Annotated in this window: 16 protein-coding genes and 1 pseudogene; 13 read left to right on the top strand and 4 right to left on the bottom strand. The window is 71.2% G+C overall.

The window, feature by feature from the left end:
• The first annotated feature begins 1 nt into the window (after position 1).
• From VSR01_RS03985 to VSR01_RS03975, 3 genes are read left to right on the top strand one after another with little or no spacing between them, the layout of a single operon-like run.
• On the top strand, positions 2–1,027 hold the full coding sequence (locus VSR01_RS03985; RefSeq protein ID WP_326447901.1) for a carbohydrate ABC transporter permease: 1,026 nt from the start codon (positions 2–4) through the stop codon (positions 1,025–1,027).
• Positions 1,024–1,959, top strand: coding sequence for a carbohydrate ABC transporter permease (locus VSR01_RS03980; protein ID WP_326447900.1), 936 nt, complete (start codon positions 1,024–1,026; stop codon positions 1,957–1,959). Before VSR01_RS03985 ends, VSR01_RS03980 begins: the two co-directional genes overlap by 4 nt.
• Positions 1,959–3,023, top strand: a complete 1,065-nt coding sequence (locus VSR01_RS03975; RefSeq protein WP_326447899.1) for an ABC transporter ATP-binding protein — start codon at positions 1,959–1,961, stop codon at positions 3,021–3,023. The genes VSR01_RS03980 and VSR01_RS03975 overlap by 1 nt, the downstream gene beginning before the upstream one ends.
• A gap of 25 nt (positions 3,024–3,048) precedes the next feature.
• On the opposite strand, the gene VSR01_RS03970 is transcribed toward VSR01_RS03975, so the two are convergent.
• On the bottom strand, positions 3,049–3,735 hold the full coding sequence (locus VSR01_RS03970) for an SDR family NAD(P)-dependent oxidoreductase (RefSeq protein ID WP_326447898.1): 687 nt from the start codon (positions 3,733–3,735) through the stop codon (positions 3,049–3,051).
• A 1,131-nt stretch (positions 3,736–4,866) separates the two neighbouring features.
• Here VSR01_RS03970 and ctaD point away from each other — a divergent pair.
• Positions 4,867–6,594, top strand: a complete 1,728-nt coding sequence (gene ctaD, locus VSR01_RS03965) for an aa3-type cytochrome oxidase subunit I (protein ID WP_326453485.1) — start codon at positions 4,867–4,869, stop codon at positions 6,592–6,594.
• Positions 6,591–6,974: a hypothetical protein gene (locus VSR01_RS03960; RefSeq protein WP_326447897.1), complete on the top strand. Its 384-nt coding sequence runs from the start codon at positions 6,591–6,593 to the stop codon at positions 6,972–6,974. The genes ctaD and VSR01_RS03960 overlap by 4 nt, the downstream gene beginning before the upstream one ends.
• Positions 6,975–7,058: 84 nt before the next feature.
• Here the strand turns inward: VSR01_RS03960 and VSR01_RS03955 are convergent, their stop codons facing one another.
• Positions 7,059–7,826, bottom strand: a complete 768-nt coding sequence (locus tag VSR01_RS03955; protein WP_326447896.1) for an AfsR/SARP family transcriptional regulator — start codon at positions 7,824–7,826, stop codon at positions 7,059–7,061.
• A 241-nt stretch (positions 7,827–8,067) separates the two neighbouring features.
• Between VSR01_RS03955 and VSR01_RS03950 the strand changes: the two genes are divergently transcribed.
• The 8 genes from VSR01_RS03950 to VSR01_RS03915 all read left to right on the top strand — a co-directional run bounded on the left by VSR01_RS03950 (position 8,068) and on the right by VSR01_RS03915 (position 14,624).
• Positions 8,068–8,967, top strand: a complete 900-nt coding sequence (locus VSR01_RS03950) for a manganese catalase family protein (RefSeq protein ID WP_326447895.1) — start codon at positions 8,068–8,070, stop codon at positions 8,965–8,967.
• A 179-nt stretch (positions 8,968–9,146) separates the two neighbouring features.
• Positions 9,147–9,338, top strand: a complete 192-nt coding sequence (locus VSR01_RS03945) for a hypothetical protein (RefSeq protein ID WP_326447894.1) — start codon at positions 9,147–9,149, stop codon at positions 9,336–9,338.
• 5 nt (positions 9,339–9,343) lie between these two features.
• Positions 9,344–10,666, top strand: a complete 1,323-nt coding sequence (locus VSR01_RS03940; RefSeq protein WP_442785393.1) for an Nramp family divalent metal transporter — start codon at positions 9,344–9,346, stop codon at positions 10,664–10,666.
• Between the two features lie 215 nt (positions 10,667–10,881).
• The gene (locus VSR01_RS03935) at positions 10,882–11,148 is read left to right on the top strand and encodes a hypothetical protein (RefSeq protein ID WP_326447893.1); all 267 of its coding nucleotides are present in this window, start codon (positions 10,882–10,884) and stop codon (positions 11,146–11,148) included.
• Positions 11,149–11,379: 231 nt separating this feature from the next.
• Entirely contained in the window at positions 11,380–12,468 is a 1,089-nt protein-coding gene (locus tag VSR01_RS03930) for a hemerythrin domain-containing protein (RefSeq protein WP_326447892.1), read from the top strand.
• Between the two features lie 154 nt (positions 12,469–12,622).
• Complete coding sequence (locus VSR01_RS03925; RefSeq protein ID WP_326447891.1) at positions 12,623–13,498, top strand: MBL fold metallo-hydrolase; 876 nt, start codon at positions 12,623–12,625, stop codon at positions 13,496–13,498.
• 124 nt (positions 13,499–13,622) lie between these two features.
• Positions 13,623–13,838, top strand: a complete 216-nt coding sequence (locus VSR01_RS03920; RefSeq protein ID WP_326447890.1) for a hypothetical protein — start codon at positions 13,623–13,625, stop codon at positions 13,836–13,838.
• A gap of 339 nt (positions 13,839–14,177) precedes the next feature.
• The gene (locus VSR01_RS03915) at positions 14,178–14,624 is read left to right on the top strand and encodes a hypothetical protein (protein ID WP_326453483.1); all 447 of its coding nucleotides are present in this window, start codon (positions 14,178–14,180) and stop codon (positions 14,622–14,624) included.
• 399 nt (positions 14,625–15,023) lie between these two features.
• Here the strand turns inward: VSR01_RS03915 and VSR01_RS03910 are convergent.
• Together VSR01_RS03910 and VSR01_RS03905 are read right to left on the bottom strand one after the other, a co-directional pair.
• Positions 15,024–15,182: pseudogene (locus VSR01_RS03910) on the bottom strand (IS5/IS1182 family transposase); the annotation flags it as partial.
• Positions 15,183–15,256: 74 nt separating this feature from the next.
• The gene (locus VSR01_RS03905) at positions 15,257–16,243 is read right to left on the bottom strand and encodes an L-threonylcarbamoyladenylate synthase (RefSeq protein WP_326447889.1); all 987 of its coding nucleotides are present in this window, start codon (positions 16,241–16,243) and stop codon (positions 15,257–15,259) included.
• Between the last annotated feature and the right edge of the window lie 311 nt (positions 16,244–16,554).

Raw genomic sequence — 16,554 nt, 5'->3', positions numbered from 1 at the left:
CATGCCGGCAACCACGCTGACCACACCCAGCCGCCCGCACGCCCCGACCGCCCCCGGCGGCGGGCGCCTCCGGCGCGGGCGCGCCGAACGCGGCGACAGGCGGTTCAACCTGCTGCTGATGGCGCCCGCCGTGCTGGTCGTCCTCGCCCTGTTCGCCTACCCCATCGGCTACGCCGGCTGGCTGTCGCTGCACCAGTGGAACGACAAGATCAGCCCCGTGCACCCGTACACCGGCACGGACAACTACCACCAGCTGTTCACCGACCCCGCCTACCGCGAGGCCCTCAACCGCACGGTGTACTTTTCGGTCATCACCGTGCTGGCCGGGGTCGCGCTCGCCATCGGGCTCGCGGTGCTGCTCACCCAGCAGTTCCGCTTCCGCGCCCTGGCACGCGTGCTGCTGCTCGTCCCGTGGGCGGTGCCGCCGGTGGTCAACGGGATCATGTGGCACCTCATCTTCGACGGCGACACCGGCATCGCCAACACCGTGCTGCGGGGCCTCGGCATCATCGACGGCAACAAGCAGTGGCTGTCCTCGCCCACCTCGGCGATGAACGTGCTGATCTTCGCCGAGATGTGGAAGCTGCTGCCGTTCCTCACCCTGCTGTTCATCGCCGCGCTCCAGAGCGTGCCGGCCAACCTCTACCGCGCGGCCAGCATCGACGGCGCCGGCGCGATCCGCCGGTTCGCCTTCATCACCCTGCCCAGCATCCGCACCACGATCCTGTTCGCCCTCATCGTGCAGAGCATGTGGTCGCTGAAGGTGTTCGACACCATCTACGTGCTCACCGGCGGCTCCGGCGGTCCCGCCGGCGGCACCACCACCGTCAACTTCTTCGCCTACCTGACGACGTTCAGCAACCTCGACCGCGGCTACGGCGCGGCCATCGCCATCAGCATCATGGCGCTGGTGCTGCTCATCGCCGTCTTCTGGATGCTGCTGTTCCGCGCGCCGTCGTGGTTCGTGGCCCGCGGCATCGGCCGCCGCGGCCCGGGCGGCCTGGGCCCGAGGAGGAGGACCGCGTGACCACCTTCCGCACCGCCACCGCACCGGGCGGCGGCCAGCCCGCCGGCGGCCCGGCGACGCAGGCGCCCCCGGCCCCCTCGCCGCGCCGCCGCGGACTGTCCCGCAGGGGCAGGAAGCGGGCCGTCACGGTGCTGCACCGCTTCCTGCTCGTCGTGGCCCTGCTGTACTTCATCGCGCCGTTCGTGTGGATGGTCGTCTACAGCGTCTTCCCGGCGCACGACCTCCAGCGGGAGAACCCGCGGCTCGACCCGGGCGACCTCACCCTGTCCTCGTACCGGCGGCTGCTCGGCCAGAGCAGCTTCCTGAAGCCGATGCTCACCTCCGCCATGGTGGGCCTGCTCACCACGCTGATCTGCCTGGCGCTCGGCTCGATCGCCGCCTACGGACTGGCCCGGCTGCGGTTCCGCGGCAAGCAGGTCCTGCTGCTGGCGATGATGTCCACCCAGGCGATCCCGGTGATCGTGCTCGCGGTGCCGCTGTTCATCGTCATCCGCACGCTCGGCCTCTTCGACACCCCGGCCGCGCTGATCATCACCTACACCGCGTTCATCCTGCCGCTGGTGGTCTGGATGATGGTGGGCTTCTTCGAGGACATCCCGCTGAGCCTGGAGAAGGCCGCGCGGATCGACGGCTGCGGCAGGTGGCAGATCCTGTGGCGGATCGCGGCGCCGCTCGCCGCGCCGGGCCTGGCGGCCACCGGCGTCTTCGCCTTCATCACCGCCTGGAGCGACTTCTTCCTGGCGAAGATCCTCACCGCGAGCAACGCCACGACGCTGCCGGTCAGGACCGCGTCGTTCCAGGGGCTGTTCGCCAACGACTACACCTCGGCGGCCACCGCCGGCGTGATCACCACGCTGCCGGTCATGCTGCTGGCCCTCGCCGCACAACGCTGGATCGTGCGCGGCCTTACCGAAGGAGCAGTGAAGGGCTGATGGGCGAGATCGTCCTGGACCGGGTCCACAAGTCCTACGACGGCAAGACCTCCGCGGTGGAGGAGATCTCCTACACCGTCGAGCAGGGCCACTTCGTGACGCTGCTCGGGCCGTCGGGCTGCGGCAAGTCCACCACACTGAACATGATCGCCGGACTGGAGGACGTCTCCGGCGGCACCATCACCATCGACGGCGGCCGGGTCGACGAACTCCCGCCGGACAAGCGGGACCTGGCGTTCGTCTTCCAGGACTACGCCCTCTACCCGCACATGACGGTCTACGAGAACATGGCGTTCGGCCTGCGGATGCGCAAGACCCCGCGGCAGGACATCGACCAGCGGGTGCGGGACGCGGCGGCGCGGCTGTCGCTCGAACCGTTCCTGGACCGCAAGCCCAGGGACCTGTCCGGCGGGCAGCGCCAGCGCGTCGCGCTCGGCCGGGCCATCGCCCGCCGCCCGGCGGTGTTCCTCTTCGACGAGCCGCTGTCCAACCTCGACGCGCTGCTGCGCGACCGCACCCGCACCGAGCTCAAGCAGCTCCACCAGGAGCTGGGCGCCACCAGCGTCTACGTCACCCACGACCAAGAGGAGGCGCTGACCCTCTCCGACAAGATCGCCGTGATGAGCCGCGGCCGGCTGGAGCAGTACGGCACGCCCCAGGAGATCTACGACAGCCCGGCCACCGAGTTCGTGGCGGTCTTCGTCGGCAAGCCATCCATCAACCTCTTCGACGCCGAGGCCGACGGCGACCGGCTGGTCGTGCCCGGCACCGGCATCGCCGTCCCCGGCGAGGGCATCACGGAGAAGAAGGTGCGGCTGGGGCTGCGCCCGGACGAACTGGCCGTGCACGAGGAGCCGCGCGACGGCGACATCCGCGCCACGGTCAAACTCACCCAGCCGCTCGGCCACGCCACCGACGTCGCGGTGACCGTCGCGGGCACCGACCTGCTCGCCCGCGCCCCCGGCTTCCTGAACGTCGCCCCCGGCCAGGAGGTCGGCGTCGACATCACCGCGGCGCGCCGCCACGTCTTCACCGCGGACGGCTCCCGCCGGCTGTCGCGGTGAGGCGACGGCGCGGAGCCGCCGGCGGTCAGCGCAGCCGGGTGGCGGCGATCCCGCCGTCGACGTCGAGCGTCGCGCCGTGGACGAGCGCGGCCTGGTCGGAGGCGAGGAAGCGGACCGCGTAGGCGATGTCGACGGGCCGTACCGGAGCCCCCGCGGGGGTCCCCTTCGTCAGCTCCGCCATCCGGTCGGCGTCGGCCGACGTGCCGCGGGTGGCCGTCGCTCCCGGCGCGACGGTGTTCACACGGACGCCGCGAGGCCCGTACTCCGCCGCCCAGGCCCGGGTCAGCTGTTCCACGGCTGCCTTGGTCGCCGGGCACAGGGCCTTGTAGGGGACGCCCACGCGGGCCATCCACGAACCGATGTTCACGATGACGCCGGCTCCCCGCTCGGCCATGCCGGGCGCCAGCTCGGCCACCAGCACGGGCAAGCTGTTGCACGAGGTGCCCCGCAAGTCCCTCGACGGTGCGTCCCGGCTGGGACAGAAGCTTGCGAGCGCCGAACCGCAGGGGGAGCGGAAGGCGGGCGCGGGTGTCTCCGAGGCGGGCGGGAAGCGGCAGCTGGTCAAGGCGCGCGCGGCGAAGGAGGCGGCGTGGGCGGCGGTACGTCCGGCCGCCGCGTCCGACCCCCACTCTGCCGGCCCCTCCGGTTCCCGGGTGGCCGCGGCCGCCGAGAACGTCCCGGCATCTGACGAGGGGCCGGTGGCGGTGTTCATCGCGTCGCGGCACAGCAACCCGGGGCGGTTGCAGGTGCGTGGTGGATGCGGCGGGCGGATGCGGTACAAGTGTGCTCGGACCCGCGCACGTCGTGGACGTCGTCCGCGCTGCACTGGACGGAGTCCGTCGACCCCGCCGCGCAGGGTGCCGACTGGGAATTCGTCGCGGACCGGCGTCCGGCTGAAACCGCAGCGCGTTCGCGGAGCTGGGCGTCAGGCCGTTGACGAGGGAGGAGTTCCCCAAGCGGCGGCCCGGCAGAGATGCTACCCCGAGCTCTAATGCAACCACGCGTGGCCGTGCGGTTGGGAGCGGCAAATCAGCCGCCCCGGCCGGCGGACCCGGCCCAGGAGCCAACGGCGGTCGACACCGCGGCGGGCGGGGACCTGGCGGCGGACGACGCCGGGTGCGACGAGACGATTCGCTACGTCGTGCCCGTGCCCGAAACGCCCTGCGCGGTCACAGTCCGGAAGGCATCTGCACTGCGGCGGCACCCACTGGGCCAACGCGGTTGACGAGCCGCGCCCCAGGCGGCGCGCCGAGGTGTGCGACCGGATCGTCGGGCGCTCGGCATACGAGCGTGTGGAGCCCTGGCGCTCGGCGGGTCAGCTCGTCCCAGTCCGGCCGATCACCGGCGACCGGCAGAACGTCAACGGCGCCCGGAGCGCAGCCGGGACGGCGACATCGAGCCGGGCGACGGGGTCCTGTTCGACGTGACCGGGCTTTCCGGGGACGGCAAGCGCGTGCCCCGTCCCGCTGCGCCGAGTGCGCCGCAAAGATCGTGGGGCACTCGCCGGAGGACCTGCGGGCGCTCGCGCTTCCGGGGACGCTCGGACGTTGCCGGGCGCCAACCCTCCCACCCGGCCAGATGTGGTCGCCGGCGTCGGCGGCGAGGGTGTCGGTATTGGCTCGCAGGACGGCGGGCGCCCGCGTGTCGCTGCCCTGCCTGCGTGTCGAGCGAACCAACTGTGACTACTATGAGTGACCTGATCGCTGCCGTGCGTAGGTATGTGGGGTGTCGGGAGCGGTCGCTGCCGTGGGCGCCGTCGATGACGCACGCGGTGCCACATGTGCGCGGCCGGTGGCCGAGATGGCTGCCGCCGAGCGGTTCGGATCAGGACGGGGCGGAACCCATGGTTGTGACAGCACCCTCCGAGGCGTCGGCGCAGCGCCCCGTCTCGGGCCGGCGTGGCCGCATTCTGGTCACCTGGCTCAGTACCACCGACCATAAGAAGATCGGGCACCTTTATTTGATCACGTCGTTCTGCTTCTTCCTGTTCGCCGGAGCGCTGGCGATGGTGATGCGCGCGGAACTGGCACGGCCAGGGATGCAGTTCCTGTCGAACGAGCAGTACAACCAGATGTTCACCATGCACGGCACGGTCATGCTGCTGCTGTTCGCCACTCCCACTTTCGCCGGGTTCGCAAACGCCGTCATGCCGCTGCAGATCGGGGCGCCGGATGTCGCCTTCCCTCGTCTGAACATGTTCTCCTACTGGCTGTTCCTGTTCGGCGGGCTGATCACGGTGGCCGGTTTCCTCACGTCCAACGGAAGTGCGGACTTCGGCTGGACCGCCTATGCCCCGCTCAGCGACAAGGCGCATAGCCCCACTGTGGGCGCCGACATGTGGATCATGGGCCTGGGGCTCGCCGGGTTCGGCACGATCTTGGGCGCGGTGAATTTCGTCGCCACCATCGTGTGCATGCGGGCCCCGGGCATGACGATGTTCCGCATGCCGATTTTCACCTGGAATGTGCTGCTCACTTCGGTGCTGGTCCTGCTCGCCTTCCCGGTTCTGGCGGCGGCGCTGCTGTGCCTGGAGGCAGACCGCAAGTTCGGCGCCCACGTCTTCGACGCCGCCAACGGCGGCGCGATCATGTGGCAGCACCTGTTCTGGTTCTTCGGCCATCCCGAGGTCTACATCCTGGCGCTGCCGTTCTTCGGGGTGGTCACCGAGATTTTCCCGGTGTTCGCCCGCAAACCGATCTTCGGATACGTCGGCCTGGTCGGCGCGACCGTGGCCATCGCCGGTCTGTCGGTGACGGTCTGGGCGCACCACATGTTCGCCACCGGTATGGTCCTGCTGCCGTTCTTCTCGTTCATGACGTTCCTGATCGCCGTCCCGACGGGAGTGAAGTTCTTCAACTGGATCGGCACCTTGTGGAACGGTTCCCTTAGTTTTGAGACCCCGATGCTGTGGTCCGTCGGTTTCCTTGTGACGTTCCTGTTCGGCGGCCTGACCGGGATCATCCTTGCCTCACCGCCGCTGGACTGGCACGTGACCGACTCCTACTTCGTCGTCGCCCATTTCCACTACGTGCTGTTCGGTACGATCGTCTTCGCGATGTTCGGCGGCTTCCACTTCTGGTGGCCGAAGATGACCGGCAGGCTTCTCGACGAACGGCTCGGGAAGATCCACTTCTGGACGCTGTTCGTCGGATTCCACACCACGTTCCTGATCCAGCACTGGCTGGGTGCCGAGGGCATGCCCCGTCGCTACGCCGACTACCTGGCGGCCGATGGCTTCACCACCTTGAACACCGTCTCGTCGATCGGCTCGTTCCTGCTCGGCCTGTCCACCCTGCCGTTCCTGTACAACGTGTGGAAGACCGCCAAGTACGGCAAGCCGGTCATGGTGGACGATCCTTGGGGCTACGGCCGGTCCCTCGAATGGGCCACGTCCTGTCCGCCGCCCCGGCACAACTTTCTGACTTTGCCTCGCATCCGTTCCGAATCCCCCGCCTTCGACCTTCACCATCCCGGCATCGCCACCGCCGAGAAAGAACTCCAGGGCGGGCGCCGCGACGCCGTCGAGCCCGGCAGGGGCCTGGCGTCTCCCTCCGAAGGCGACAATCCGTGAGGGACCAGGACATCCCCCGAGCCGGATCCGACATCGCGGCGGAGATCAACCGGATCGAGGTCTATCTGCTCACGGAACGCGAACGCTCCCTCGCCCGCGAGGAAGCCGAAGCCTTCGCCGAGCTCATGCCCTGGCTGCTGGTTGCGCAGCGCGAGCAGGTCGTGCACCACTACACGCGGGCCCGTCTGGAGATCTCCCGCCACCAGCTGAGGGCCGCGGCTGTCCGTGCCGGCGAACTGCGGCAGGAATACGAACAGCGGTACCACATCCTGCGGACCCGCCTGCTGCGCCGCTGCACCGCCACCGTACTGGCAGCCTTCGCGCTGACCGCTGCCCTTACCGCGACGCTTGTGCTCACCACCTGTGCGCACGGCGGCTGAGAACCCGTCCCTCGGATGGTGTCCCTGCCCAGCGGCAGACCCACCGCCGCCCGGGCATCGGGCGCCACGAAGTGGGCTTGGGTCTCACCGGTCGAGGGGGCGGGCCAGCAAGGGAGCGAGCAGGTCGCGGAAGCGGGGGGAGGGGGCTATGCCCAGCTCGTCACGGAGGCGTTCGCGGTAGCGGTCGTAGTGCCGCAGCGCCTCGGAAGGATTTCCCTCGGCCAGGTGGACGGCCGCAACCGCGCGGTGCGCGCTCTCCCGCAACGGCTCGCAGGCCACCGCCGCCATCGCGGCCTCCAGGGCCTCCTCCAGCCGACCGGCCCGGCACTGGTGCGCGGCCAACTGCTCCAGGGCTCGCAGCCGCAGCTGCCGATGCCATTCGCGGGCCGCCAGCAGCCAGTCGTCGTGCCAGTCGGGCAGCAGATCCTGGCACAGCGTCCCGGTGCTGGGCAGAGCCGCCGTCGCTCCCGCCTCGGCAGCTCTGCCCAGCACCGCGGCCTGCTGCTGAAGCAGCCGCGCGTCGATCGCCACGTGCGGGGCGATTTGCAGGCCCGTGCGGTGCTCGTCCACCAGCGCGTGGCCGGGCCGGCGGCCGCCGGGCAGCCGCCACAGGGCGCAGCGCAGGTTCGCCGAGGCACGCGATTCCTCGTGGTCGGGCCACAGCGCGTGCGCCAGCTCCATGCGCGGCACGGGACGGGTGTGCACGGCCAGGAAGGCAAACAGCTTCTGTGGCAGCGGCGGGACATCGACGCCGCGCGTGCCGTGGGTCAGGGCGAAGGAACCCAGCAGGTGCAGGTCCCAGTGGGAGCCCGTGCTCGCGGCCGGGGCGGGGGAGTGAGCGGGCGGGGGCACATCGCCTCCTTGTCGGTCGGGGGGCGAGGGCGGGATCCCCGCACATGCCCGGGGCCTACGTCGGTCGCGTGCCCGGCCGACGGCGGACATATGCGGATGAATTGCACACGCATCCGGTGACGGGCCCGTGACGGCGACACGCTCCCCTGGGCAGTGAAGCCCGGCCGCGTCCCGGTTCCCGCCGGTGACCGCGGCTGCCAATCCCAGCCCCCCGCGCGGGGGAGTCGAGGAGCCGTACACGATGTTCCGTCACACCTCCCAGCTGCAGTACGCAGCCAAGCCCGACAAGCCCGACCCGGTCTACGCCCACAAGCTCCAGGAACTCATCGGAGGGGCCTTCGGCGAGATGACGGTCGCCCTGCAGTACCTGTTCCAGGGCTGGAACTGCCGAGTACCGGGCAAGTACAAGGACCTGATCATGGACACTGCGACCGAGGAGATCGGTCACGTAGAGATGCTCGCCACGATGGTCGCACGGCTCCTGGAGGGCGCGCCGGCCACCGCCACCACCAAGGCGGCCGCCGCCGATCCGGTGGTCGGCGCCGTGCTGGGCGGGATGGACCCGCAGCACGCCATCGTCTCCGGCGGCGGTGCGATGCCCATCGACGCGAACGGCTACCCGTGGAGCGGCAAGTTCGTCGTGGCCAGCGGAAACCTGCTCGCCGACTTCCAGGCCAACGCCGCGGCCGAGGCCCACGGCCGGCTGCAGACGGCCCGTCTGTACCAGATGACCGACGACGCCGGAGTACGGGACATGCTGCAATTCAACCTCGCCCGCGACACCGTGCACCAGCTGCAGTGGCTGAAAGCCATCGAGGAGCTCCAGGCCGACGGGCTGGAGCCGACCCCGGTCGCCCCAAACGCGCTGTTCGACGAGGAGAAGACTGGCGACGCCCACGCGGTGTGGCACCTGTCCGACGGCCAGGCCGGCGATCAGGGTGGATGGATCGGTACGCCCACTCCCAACGGCGATCCGATCACCTACGTGGCCGAGCCCGTGGCGCAGGGGGACACCGGCATCGCCCCTCCGCCGGACCCCAAGCTGTACGCGACCTACGACGGCAGCCGCGGCGCGCCGGCCTCTCCCGCGCTGGGCACCGAGACCGGCCCCATGGGCAAGCTCAAGGACAAGCTCACCTAAGGCTGCGCCGGCCCGCCGGAGCCCCAACCCGGCGGGCCGTGCACCCGCCGTGCACCCGTCCGCGGCCCGGCCGGCCACCCGCGTCGGACAGCTCCGGTCCCCGCCCCCTCCGGCCGCCCACCGCACCGTCCCGGCCCGTCCGACGTGACGCGCCCTCCCTTCCCGCCGGGAGTCCTCCCATGGTTGTTCCCTCGTCCTCCACCCGTCGTGCGGTTCGCGGGCCGCTGCCCGTGCTGCTCGTGGTGCAGGCGGTCGCGCTCGCGGCGGCCGTGTCCGCACGGACCGTCGCCGGAAGCATCACGGCGCTGGCACTGGTCGGCTGCACCACCGCCCGGATCACGGTGCGCGCACACCGCGCACGGAGGGGCTGAGTCCCATGCTGGATCCCGGCCGCTATCAGGACCTTCCGGTCGTGGAGAGGACGGCCGCCGTCCCCGTGCGGCGGCCGGTGCCGCCCCCGCCGGCGACACCCCGAGACGCGAGCTCCTCCCGGGGCGGATCCGCATACCGCCGCCTGAGGCAATGGACGGCCTGCTGCGGGCCGGCGTTCGTGGTGTCCGTCGCCTACGTCGACCCGGGCAATTTCGCCGTCAATACCGCCGCGGGCGCCTCCTACGGCTACCTGCTGCTGTGGGTGGTCATCGCGGCGAACGGTCTGGCCGTACTGGTGCAGTACCTGTCCGCGAAGCTCGGCGAGGCCAGCGGACACAGCCTGGCCGAGTTGTGCCGCGCTCACTGCCCCCGTCCGGTGACCTGGCTGCTGTGGGCCCAGGCAGAAGCGGTGGCCATCGCCACCGACCTCGCCGAGATCATCGGGGGTGCCGTCGCCCTCCGCCTGCTGTTCGGCGTGCCGCTTCTCGCGGGCGCCGCCCTCACCGCCGGGGCGGCGCTCGCCGTCCTGGTGCTGGCACCGTGGGGGAGACGGAGCTTCGAACGAGTGGTCGCCGGGATGCTGCTGGTCGTCCTGACAGGGTTCCTCTACCAGGCGCTGCGCGCGGGCACCGCGTCCGCAACCGGTGCCGGGATGCTCCCACGCCTGGCCGGCCAGGACAGTCTGCTGCTGGCCACAGGCATCATCGGCGCCACCGTCATGCCACACGTCATCTACCTGCACTCCGCGCTGACCAGCCGCTCCGCCGGCAGCGGCAGCGGCCGGGCTCCCCGGACCCGCCTCGGGGGCATCGCACTGGCCCTGGGCACGGCAGGGCTCGCCAACGCCGCCATGCTCGCCGTCGCGGCCGGCGCGCTGCACGCCTCACCCGTGCCCGCCGACACCCTGGCGGCCGTGCACGCCGGCCTGGGCAGGCAGATCGGCAGGGGCGCCGCGGTTGCCTTCGCGCTCGCGCTGCTGGCCGCCGGCCTGGCCTCCTCCAGCGTCGGCGTCAGCGCCGGTGACGCGATCATGAGCGGGTTCCTGCGCCGCCGCCTGCCCATGGCGGCCCGCCGCCTGGCCGGGCTGCTGCCCGCCCTGGCGCTGCTCGCGGCGGGCACTGAACCCACCCGCGCCCTGGTCCTCAGCCAGGTCGTGCTCTCCTTCGGTATCCCCTTCGCGCTGGTGCCCCTGGTGTGGCTGACCGCCAGCCGGTCGGTCATGGGCTGCCGGGCCAACCGCCGGGCCACCACGCTGGCCGCCTCCGCGGTCGCCGCGCTGATCAGCGGCTTCAATGTCTTCCTGCTCATCCGGCCGCTGCTGTCGTGAGGGGCGGGAGACGGCAGCCTCGCGACGCGCCTGCGGAACCGGGCGCGCCGCTCCGGCGCGGCGCCGGCCCACCAGACGGCGTACCGGCCGCGGCGGCGCGACAGCTTCGCCCGCGCCTTCGCCGCCCTCCTCGTCACGCGGCCGTACCGCCCTCGGGCCGGTCGGCCCGACGGCAACAGCGACACCGCGGTGACGCCACAACCCAGGACGGAATCATGAGCGCACACGCATTCGGCCCCGACACCCCAGGCCCCGGCGCGTCCGACGAGGACCGCACGGCCTCCCTGCTCATCCGTACCTGGCGCTGCTCCGACGCCGGTTTGTGCGCGCGCCTGATCCGCATAGACAGGCGGGCACCCGAGGCCGGCACCGTACTGGCCGGGCAGGAGGCGATCGAGGCGGCCGTCCACCTCTGGCTGGACCAGCGCCGGACGGACGAGCCGACGCGGCCTGACGACTGGCCGCCGGACCCCGGACCGTGAGCCGGCCGCACTCGCCGGCCACGCGGCGAGCGGGCCCGGGACCCGGCAGCGGGACAGGCGTCCATGAGCAGCCGCATCACCCACCACCGACGGGGTAGGCCCGGGGCCGAGGCGGAGAACCGCGGCGGGTCCCCGTACGCGAAAGGGCACCACCATGATCGAGCCGGACGCACACACCCCGCATGAGCTGGCGGCCGGCCAGAAGGGCGTTCGCCCGGAGGAGGAAACATCATGACCGTCTCCATCAGCGAGCAGAGTGTCGAGGAACTCGGCGGGCCGGACAGCATCCTGGTCCGGCAGCGCCGTGACCACGCCGATATCGACACCTTGATGACCGCCTGTCTCTCCGATGCCCCGGACAGCGCTCCGAGTCGGGAGGCGTGGAAGAGCCTGGTGCAGCTGGTTTTCACCCATGCCTTCGCGGAGGAGACGGTCCTGTGGCCGGTGCTGCGACGGCTCGCACCGGACGGCGAGAAGCTCACCGAGCGGGTCGAGCAGGAGCACCAGGCCATCAACGACCTGGTCGCCCGTATCGAGAAGGCCGGCGATGCCGACCCGCGGCGCCGGGCCTGGATGCAGCGGGCCTGCGCACTGATCCGACAGGACATCCGCGACGAGGAGGACCTGCTGCTGCCGCGCCTGCGCGACGGCCTGGACACGCGCCGGCTGCGCGAGATCGGTGCCGCCTGGGAGGGGGTACGCCGCACGGCGCCCACCCACCCGCATCCGGCCGTGCCGCGGCGCCCGCCGGGCAACGCCCTTCTGGGCATCCCACTGAGCCCCTTCGACCGGCTCCGCGACGCCTCGTCCGGCTCCACCGGGGAACCGGCGTACCGAAGGCTCGTCCCGCCGGCCCTGGGCGCCGCGGCCCTCGCGCTCGGCGTCGCGGGCAGGACCTGGCGCCGCGGACGGTCCGGCGGCGGACCGGACCGGCACGGGAAGCGGAAGACCGGGGCCGCCGTACAGGTGGCCGTCGGTCAGGGCGTGTTCAACCTCGTCGGCGGACTGTGGCCGCTGGTGCACCGCAGGAGCTTTGAGTGGGTCTTCGGCTCGAAGACTGACGAGTGGCTGCAGATGACCACAGGTGGGCTGCTGACCTCCGCGGGGGTCGCGCAGCTCCTGGCCGCGCGCAACCCCGAAGATACTGCACAGGCCCGCGTGACCGGGACGGGCACCGCCCTGACGCTGCTGGCCATCGACCTGCTCTATGTGCCCAAGGGCCGAATTTCGCCCACCTACCTGCTCGATGCGGCGCTGGAAGCCGGATGGCTCGCCGCGTGGCGCCGGGCCGCTGGCCCGCGGGCCCGGGCAGGGACATGACCTTACCCCCGTCGGCCATGACCGTCCTGCGGCAGGCGGGTGCCGTCGCACCGGGGCGACGCCGCGGCGGGCCCGGCGTCCGGCACATGGCGGCGGCTGAGCCGCAGCGGCATTTGCTGCGGCGGGAGCGACCCCGCCACCGCGAGGAGGCACGATGTCCGACGGCACTGACGGCGGCAACGGTTCCGGCACCAGCACCGGAGACGATCCAGCGGTCCGAATCCGCTTCATCGGAAACGCGACCCTGCTGATCAGGTACGGCGCACTCACTCTGCTGACCGACCCGAACTTCCTGCACCGCGGCCAGTACGCCTACCTGGGCTACGGACTGTTCTCGCGGCGGCTGACCGAACCGGTGCTGTCGGTCAGGGAACTGCCCGCCCTGGACGCCGTGTTGCTATCGCACCTTCACGGGGACCACTGGGACCGGACGGCGCGGCGCGAACTGGACCGCTCGCTGCCGGTCCTCACCACTCCGCACGCGGCCCGCCGGCTGCACCTGCTGCACGGTTTCCACCGGGCCGCGGGGCTGCGGGACTGGCAGGAGCACACACTCACCCGCGGACGGCACCAGGTGCGGCTGACCGCCCTGCCCGCCCGGCACGCCGGCCACGGCCCGCTGCGGCTGCTGCTGCCCCCCGTCATGGGCAGCCTGTTGGAATTCGGCCCTGCGGACGGCCCAGTGCGGGTACGCGTGTACGTCTCGGGCGACACCATGCTCTTCGGCGGGCTGCGCGAGATCGCCCGCCGGTTTCCGGTCCTCGACGTGGGCGTGCTGCACCTGGGCGGCACCCGGCTGCCGGGCGGCTTCACCGTCACCCTGGATGGCGAGCGCGGAGCCGCGCTCGCCGGGATGCTGCGGCCACATCACGTGCTGCCGGTGCATTACGACGACTACACCGTGATGAAGTCGCCGCTGTCCGACTTCCTGAGCGCCGCCGAGCGCCGCAGCCCCGCTTGGGTGGTGCCCTGGCGGCATGGCCAAGAGGTGGTGATCGCGCCCGGCGCGGGGACCATGACAGTTGTGTGACCCGGCGGGCAACTGTGCGCGGCGCGGCCCGGGCCGGACTGATCCGTCACTCGTCTGGACGCCCATCGCGCGCTTTGACGGCCGGCGCGGGCAAGGCTGGAGTTCCAAACCGAGGAGGTCACCCATGGTTGTCAAGACGCTGCATGACAAGGGTCTGCGCAGTGAGCACTGCTACACCGCCGCATTCGCATCGATCGGCCTGACGGTCCTGTCGTGGGCCGGATCTCTCCAGGCGGAGGAAAAGGGCCTGGCGCGTGCCGACCGGTGGGGAATTTTCGTCGGGGAATGGGCGCCCACATTCTTTGGCCTCGGCCTGGCGCTGGCAAAGTACGAGGACTGACCGGGCAACCAGTGAGCCGAAGCCATGGGAGGCACGGCGGTGTCTCCGGGGCCTCCGCCCCCCACGACGTGTCCGCCGCTTGCTGCGGGGGCCCCTGCGGCGAGCGGCACCGCGGTGGGCATGCGTTCTGCAAGCCCCCGGGCTCATGTCGGAGGCCGGGTCGAGGGCATACCGGGAGCCGGACCTTGTTCGGCTGCGCTCCCGACGAGCGGCGGTGGGTGTCTGCGCGAGGTGCAGGCGAAGGTCGTGTTGCGCGCCGCTGCCGTTGGTGTGCAGTGGGTCCAGCAGGCGGTGGACGACTGGACCGCTCCGGTAGGCGCGGGCGGGCAGGTGAAAGTAATGAGCGATGAAGACGACGGCCCGGACCGGGCACATCAGCGCCCCGCCGGGATGAGCGACGAAACCGTCGAGGCGCTCGGCGCGCTGTCGAAGGCGCTGGAGACCACCGAGCGTGCCCGCGGCGCTCTTCACGAATTCCACCAGCTGACCGGTGGCGCCGATTTCGAGCTGGACGAGGCGGTCCGGCTTTTGCGCGAGGCTGGGCACGACAAATACGCCGATCAGGTGGAACGGGAGATCCTCGGACGCAACGTCATCCCCGGCCACTGGACCTTTCAAATCATCGAAGCGTACGACGCCACGTACTACCGTCCCTTCACCACACTGGAGCAGCAGATCCGCCAAGACCTGGCCAGAGGCCGTCGGCACCTCTACGAGGCCGAGCTGAAAGAGGCCCGCCGCACCCGCCACCACCGCGATCACACCGCCCGGCCCGGCAGTCCATGACCCTGCCTGGGTGCGCGGGGGCCCGGCCGCCGACGGGGGAGGCTGCCGGAGCAAGGGACTACGCAGCGGACTGAACAACGGACTGCGCGCACCGTTTCGTCAAGGTCGCCTCGCAGCTCGCGTCTGACCTGCGGTAGTGATGTCCACCGGGCCGCTCCGGCACGCTGACATCCCCTCTGTGCCCCTGTTCATGCTGGTAGAGGAGGGGAGCGGAAGGACTGCGGACCGGGCATCTCGGGGAGCGGCGCGCGTTGGTGCGCGGCTCGCCCGCCGGGCTCGAGCCGACCGCCACCCCCTTGCGCCCGGGTTCGTTGCGAGCGCCGCACCGAAGCCCCGTCCCGTGCATAAGCTCTGCCCGACGCGGACGTGCTCGGTGACCGGCCCGACCGCTCGCCTATCCGCGAGGCGGAGGTCGTGCATCCGGGCGATGTTGAGCATGGCGTGGTGGACGCCGTCGTCTCCGAGGCGGCAGTCGCGGAGAATCTTCCAGGTCTTCATGCGGGCGAAGGCGTGATCGACACGGGCGCGGACCTGCCTGTGGGACCTGTTGCGGGCCTGTCAAGCAGAACTGCCTACCGCCTCCTGGCCCCGAAACCACCCTGGATGCCGATCGCCTCCGGGCTTGCTGCCGGTCACCCGGCCGTCCGGGGCCCCGCGGCCCGGCGCAGACGATCGACGATCGCCAGTCCAAGACCGTCCCGCGCCGGCAGGGACGCGACGACGAGGTCGCACCCCTGCCGGTCGAACTCGCGCAGGTACTCATACAACCCGCGGGCGAAGGCGCCCATCGAAGCGGGAACCTCCACTACCGCGTCAGCCTTCACCACGACACCAGCGGCAACGAGTGGTGGGAGAAGAACGCCCACCCGGTGCCCCTGCTCCTGGGCCACGTGCGCCTGCGCGGCAACCTGCTCCGGCTCCACCAGGACCACCCGTGCCCGCGGGGCGTAGTGCGACGGGTGCTGGCCGGGGGCCCGGACACCGCCGGCCGCCTCGGCCGTCACCGCGACCTTTGACCCCACCACGTCTTCGAGCGCCTCGCGCGTCACCCCGCCGGGCCGGAGGATGCTCGGAACCCCGCCCCTGGCATCGACGATGGTCGACTCGACACCGACCTGGCAGGGACCACCGTCGAGGATGAAGTCAACGGCATCACCGAGTTCCGCCCGGACGTGGTCGGCGGTGGTCGGACTGACCGAGCCGAAACGGTTGGCCGACGGCGCCGCCACACCCCCGCCGAACGCTGCCAGCAACGCAAGTGCCACCGGATGGTCAGGCACCCGCACGGCCACCGTCTCCAGACCGCCCGTCGCCTCCAACGGCACCCGGCGACCGCGCGGCAACACCAAGGTCAACGGCCCCGGCCAGAACCGGTCGGCCAGCACACGAGCCGTGTCCGGCACCTCCTCGACCCACTCACCCAACTGCCCTGCGCTCGCGAGGTGCACGATCAGCGGGTGGGACGGCGGGCGCCCCTTGACCTGGAAAACCCGCCGCACCGCAGTGGCATCCTCCGCGTTCGCACCCAGCCCGTAAACTGTCTCCGTCGGCAGCGCGACCAGCCCGCCGGAGCGCAGTACCCCGGCTGCCGCCTCGATGTCCTTGCCCGGTTCCCTCACCCGAGCAATTCTCCCACCCTGTACCGCTCCAAGCGGGACGGCTTGCGTTGCCCGTTCAACACCGTACAGCCGCCCGTGCGGAAAGCGGCCCGTGGGACCCTGGGGTTCAGTCCTTGAGTCAGCCGGGGCTGACCATGCCGTACGCGTAGGCCACGACCACGACCTGTGATCTGCCCACAGCTTCGAGGCCATCCATTCTGGCCTTCAGGTGTTCCGCCGATTGGCTCGTCGTGGTCTGAGCACGGCAGGGGGCTCGGACTTGGCGCGCTATTGGCACAGGCCGTTCCTGCTGCTCTGCCAGCTGGCGGTCA

This window comes from Actinacidiphila sp. DG2A-62, from assembly GCF_035825295.1.
Taxonomy (GTDB): Bacteria; Actinomycetota; Actinomycetes; order Streptomycetales; family Streptomycetaceae; genus Actinacidiphila.
Note: the sequence above shows the minus strand (reverse complement) of the source record. Positions and strands in the feature narration are given on the sequence as shown.

Coding starts and splice junctions, on each gene's coding strand:
- VSR01_RS03985 (WP_326447901.1), top strand. CDS start 2: ATGCCGGCAACCACGCTGACCACACCCAGCCGCCCGCACGCCCCGACC.
- VSR01_RS03975 (WP_326447899.1), top strand. CDS start 1,959: ATGGGCGAGATCGTCCTGGACCGGGTCCACAAGTCCTACGACGGCAAG.
- VSR01_RS03970 (WP_326447898.1), bottom strand. CDS start 3,735: ATGAACACCGCCACCGGCCCCTCGTCAGATGCCGGGACGTTCTCGGCG.
- ctaD (WP_326453485.1), top strand. CDS start 4,867: ATGGTTGTGACAGCACCCTCCGAGGCGTCGGCGCAGCGCCCCGTCTCG.
- VSR01_RS03950 (WP_326447895.1), top strand. CDS start 8,068: ATGTTCCGTCACACCTCCCAGCTGCAGTACGCAGCCAAGCCCGACAAG.
- VSR01_RS03945 (WP_326447894.1), top strand. CDS start 9,147: ATGGTTGTTCCCTCGTCCTCCACCCGTCGTGCGGTTCGCGGGCCGCTG.
- VSR01_RS03940 (WP_442785393.1), top strand. CDS start 9,344: ATGCTGGATCCCGGCCGCTATCAGGACCTTCCGGTCGTGGAGAGGACG.
- VSR01_RS03935 (WP_326447893.1), top strand. CDS start 10,882: ATGAGCGCACACGCATTCGGCCCCGACACCCCAGGCCCCGGCGCGTCC.
- VSR01_RS03930 (WP_326447892.1), top strand. CDS start 11,380: ATGACCGTCTCCATCAGCGAGCAGAGTGTCGAGGAACTCGGCGGGCCG.
- VSR01_RS03925 (WP_326447891.1), top strand. CDS start 12,623: ATGTCCGACGGCACTGACGGCGGCAACGGTTCCGGCACCAGCACCGGA.
- VSR01_RS03920 (WP_326447890.1), top strand. CDS start 13,623: ATGGTTGTCAAGACGCTGCATGACAAGGGTCTGCGCAGTGAGCACTGC.
- VSR01_RS03915 (WP_326453483.1), top strand. CDS start 14,178: ATGAGCGATGAAGACGACGGCCCGGACCGGGCACATCAGCGCCCCGCC.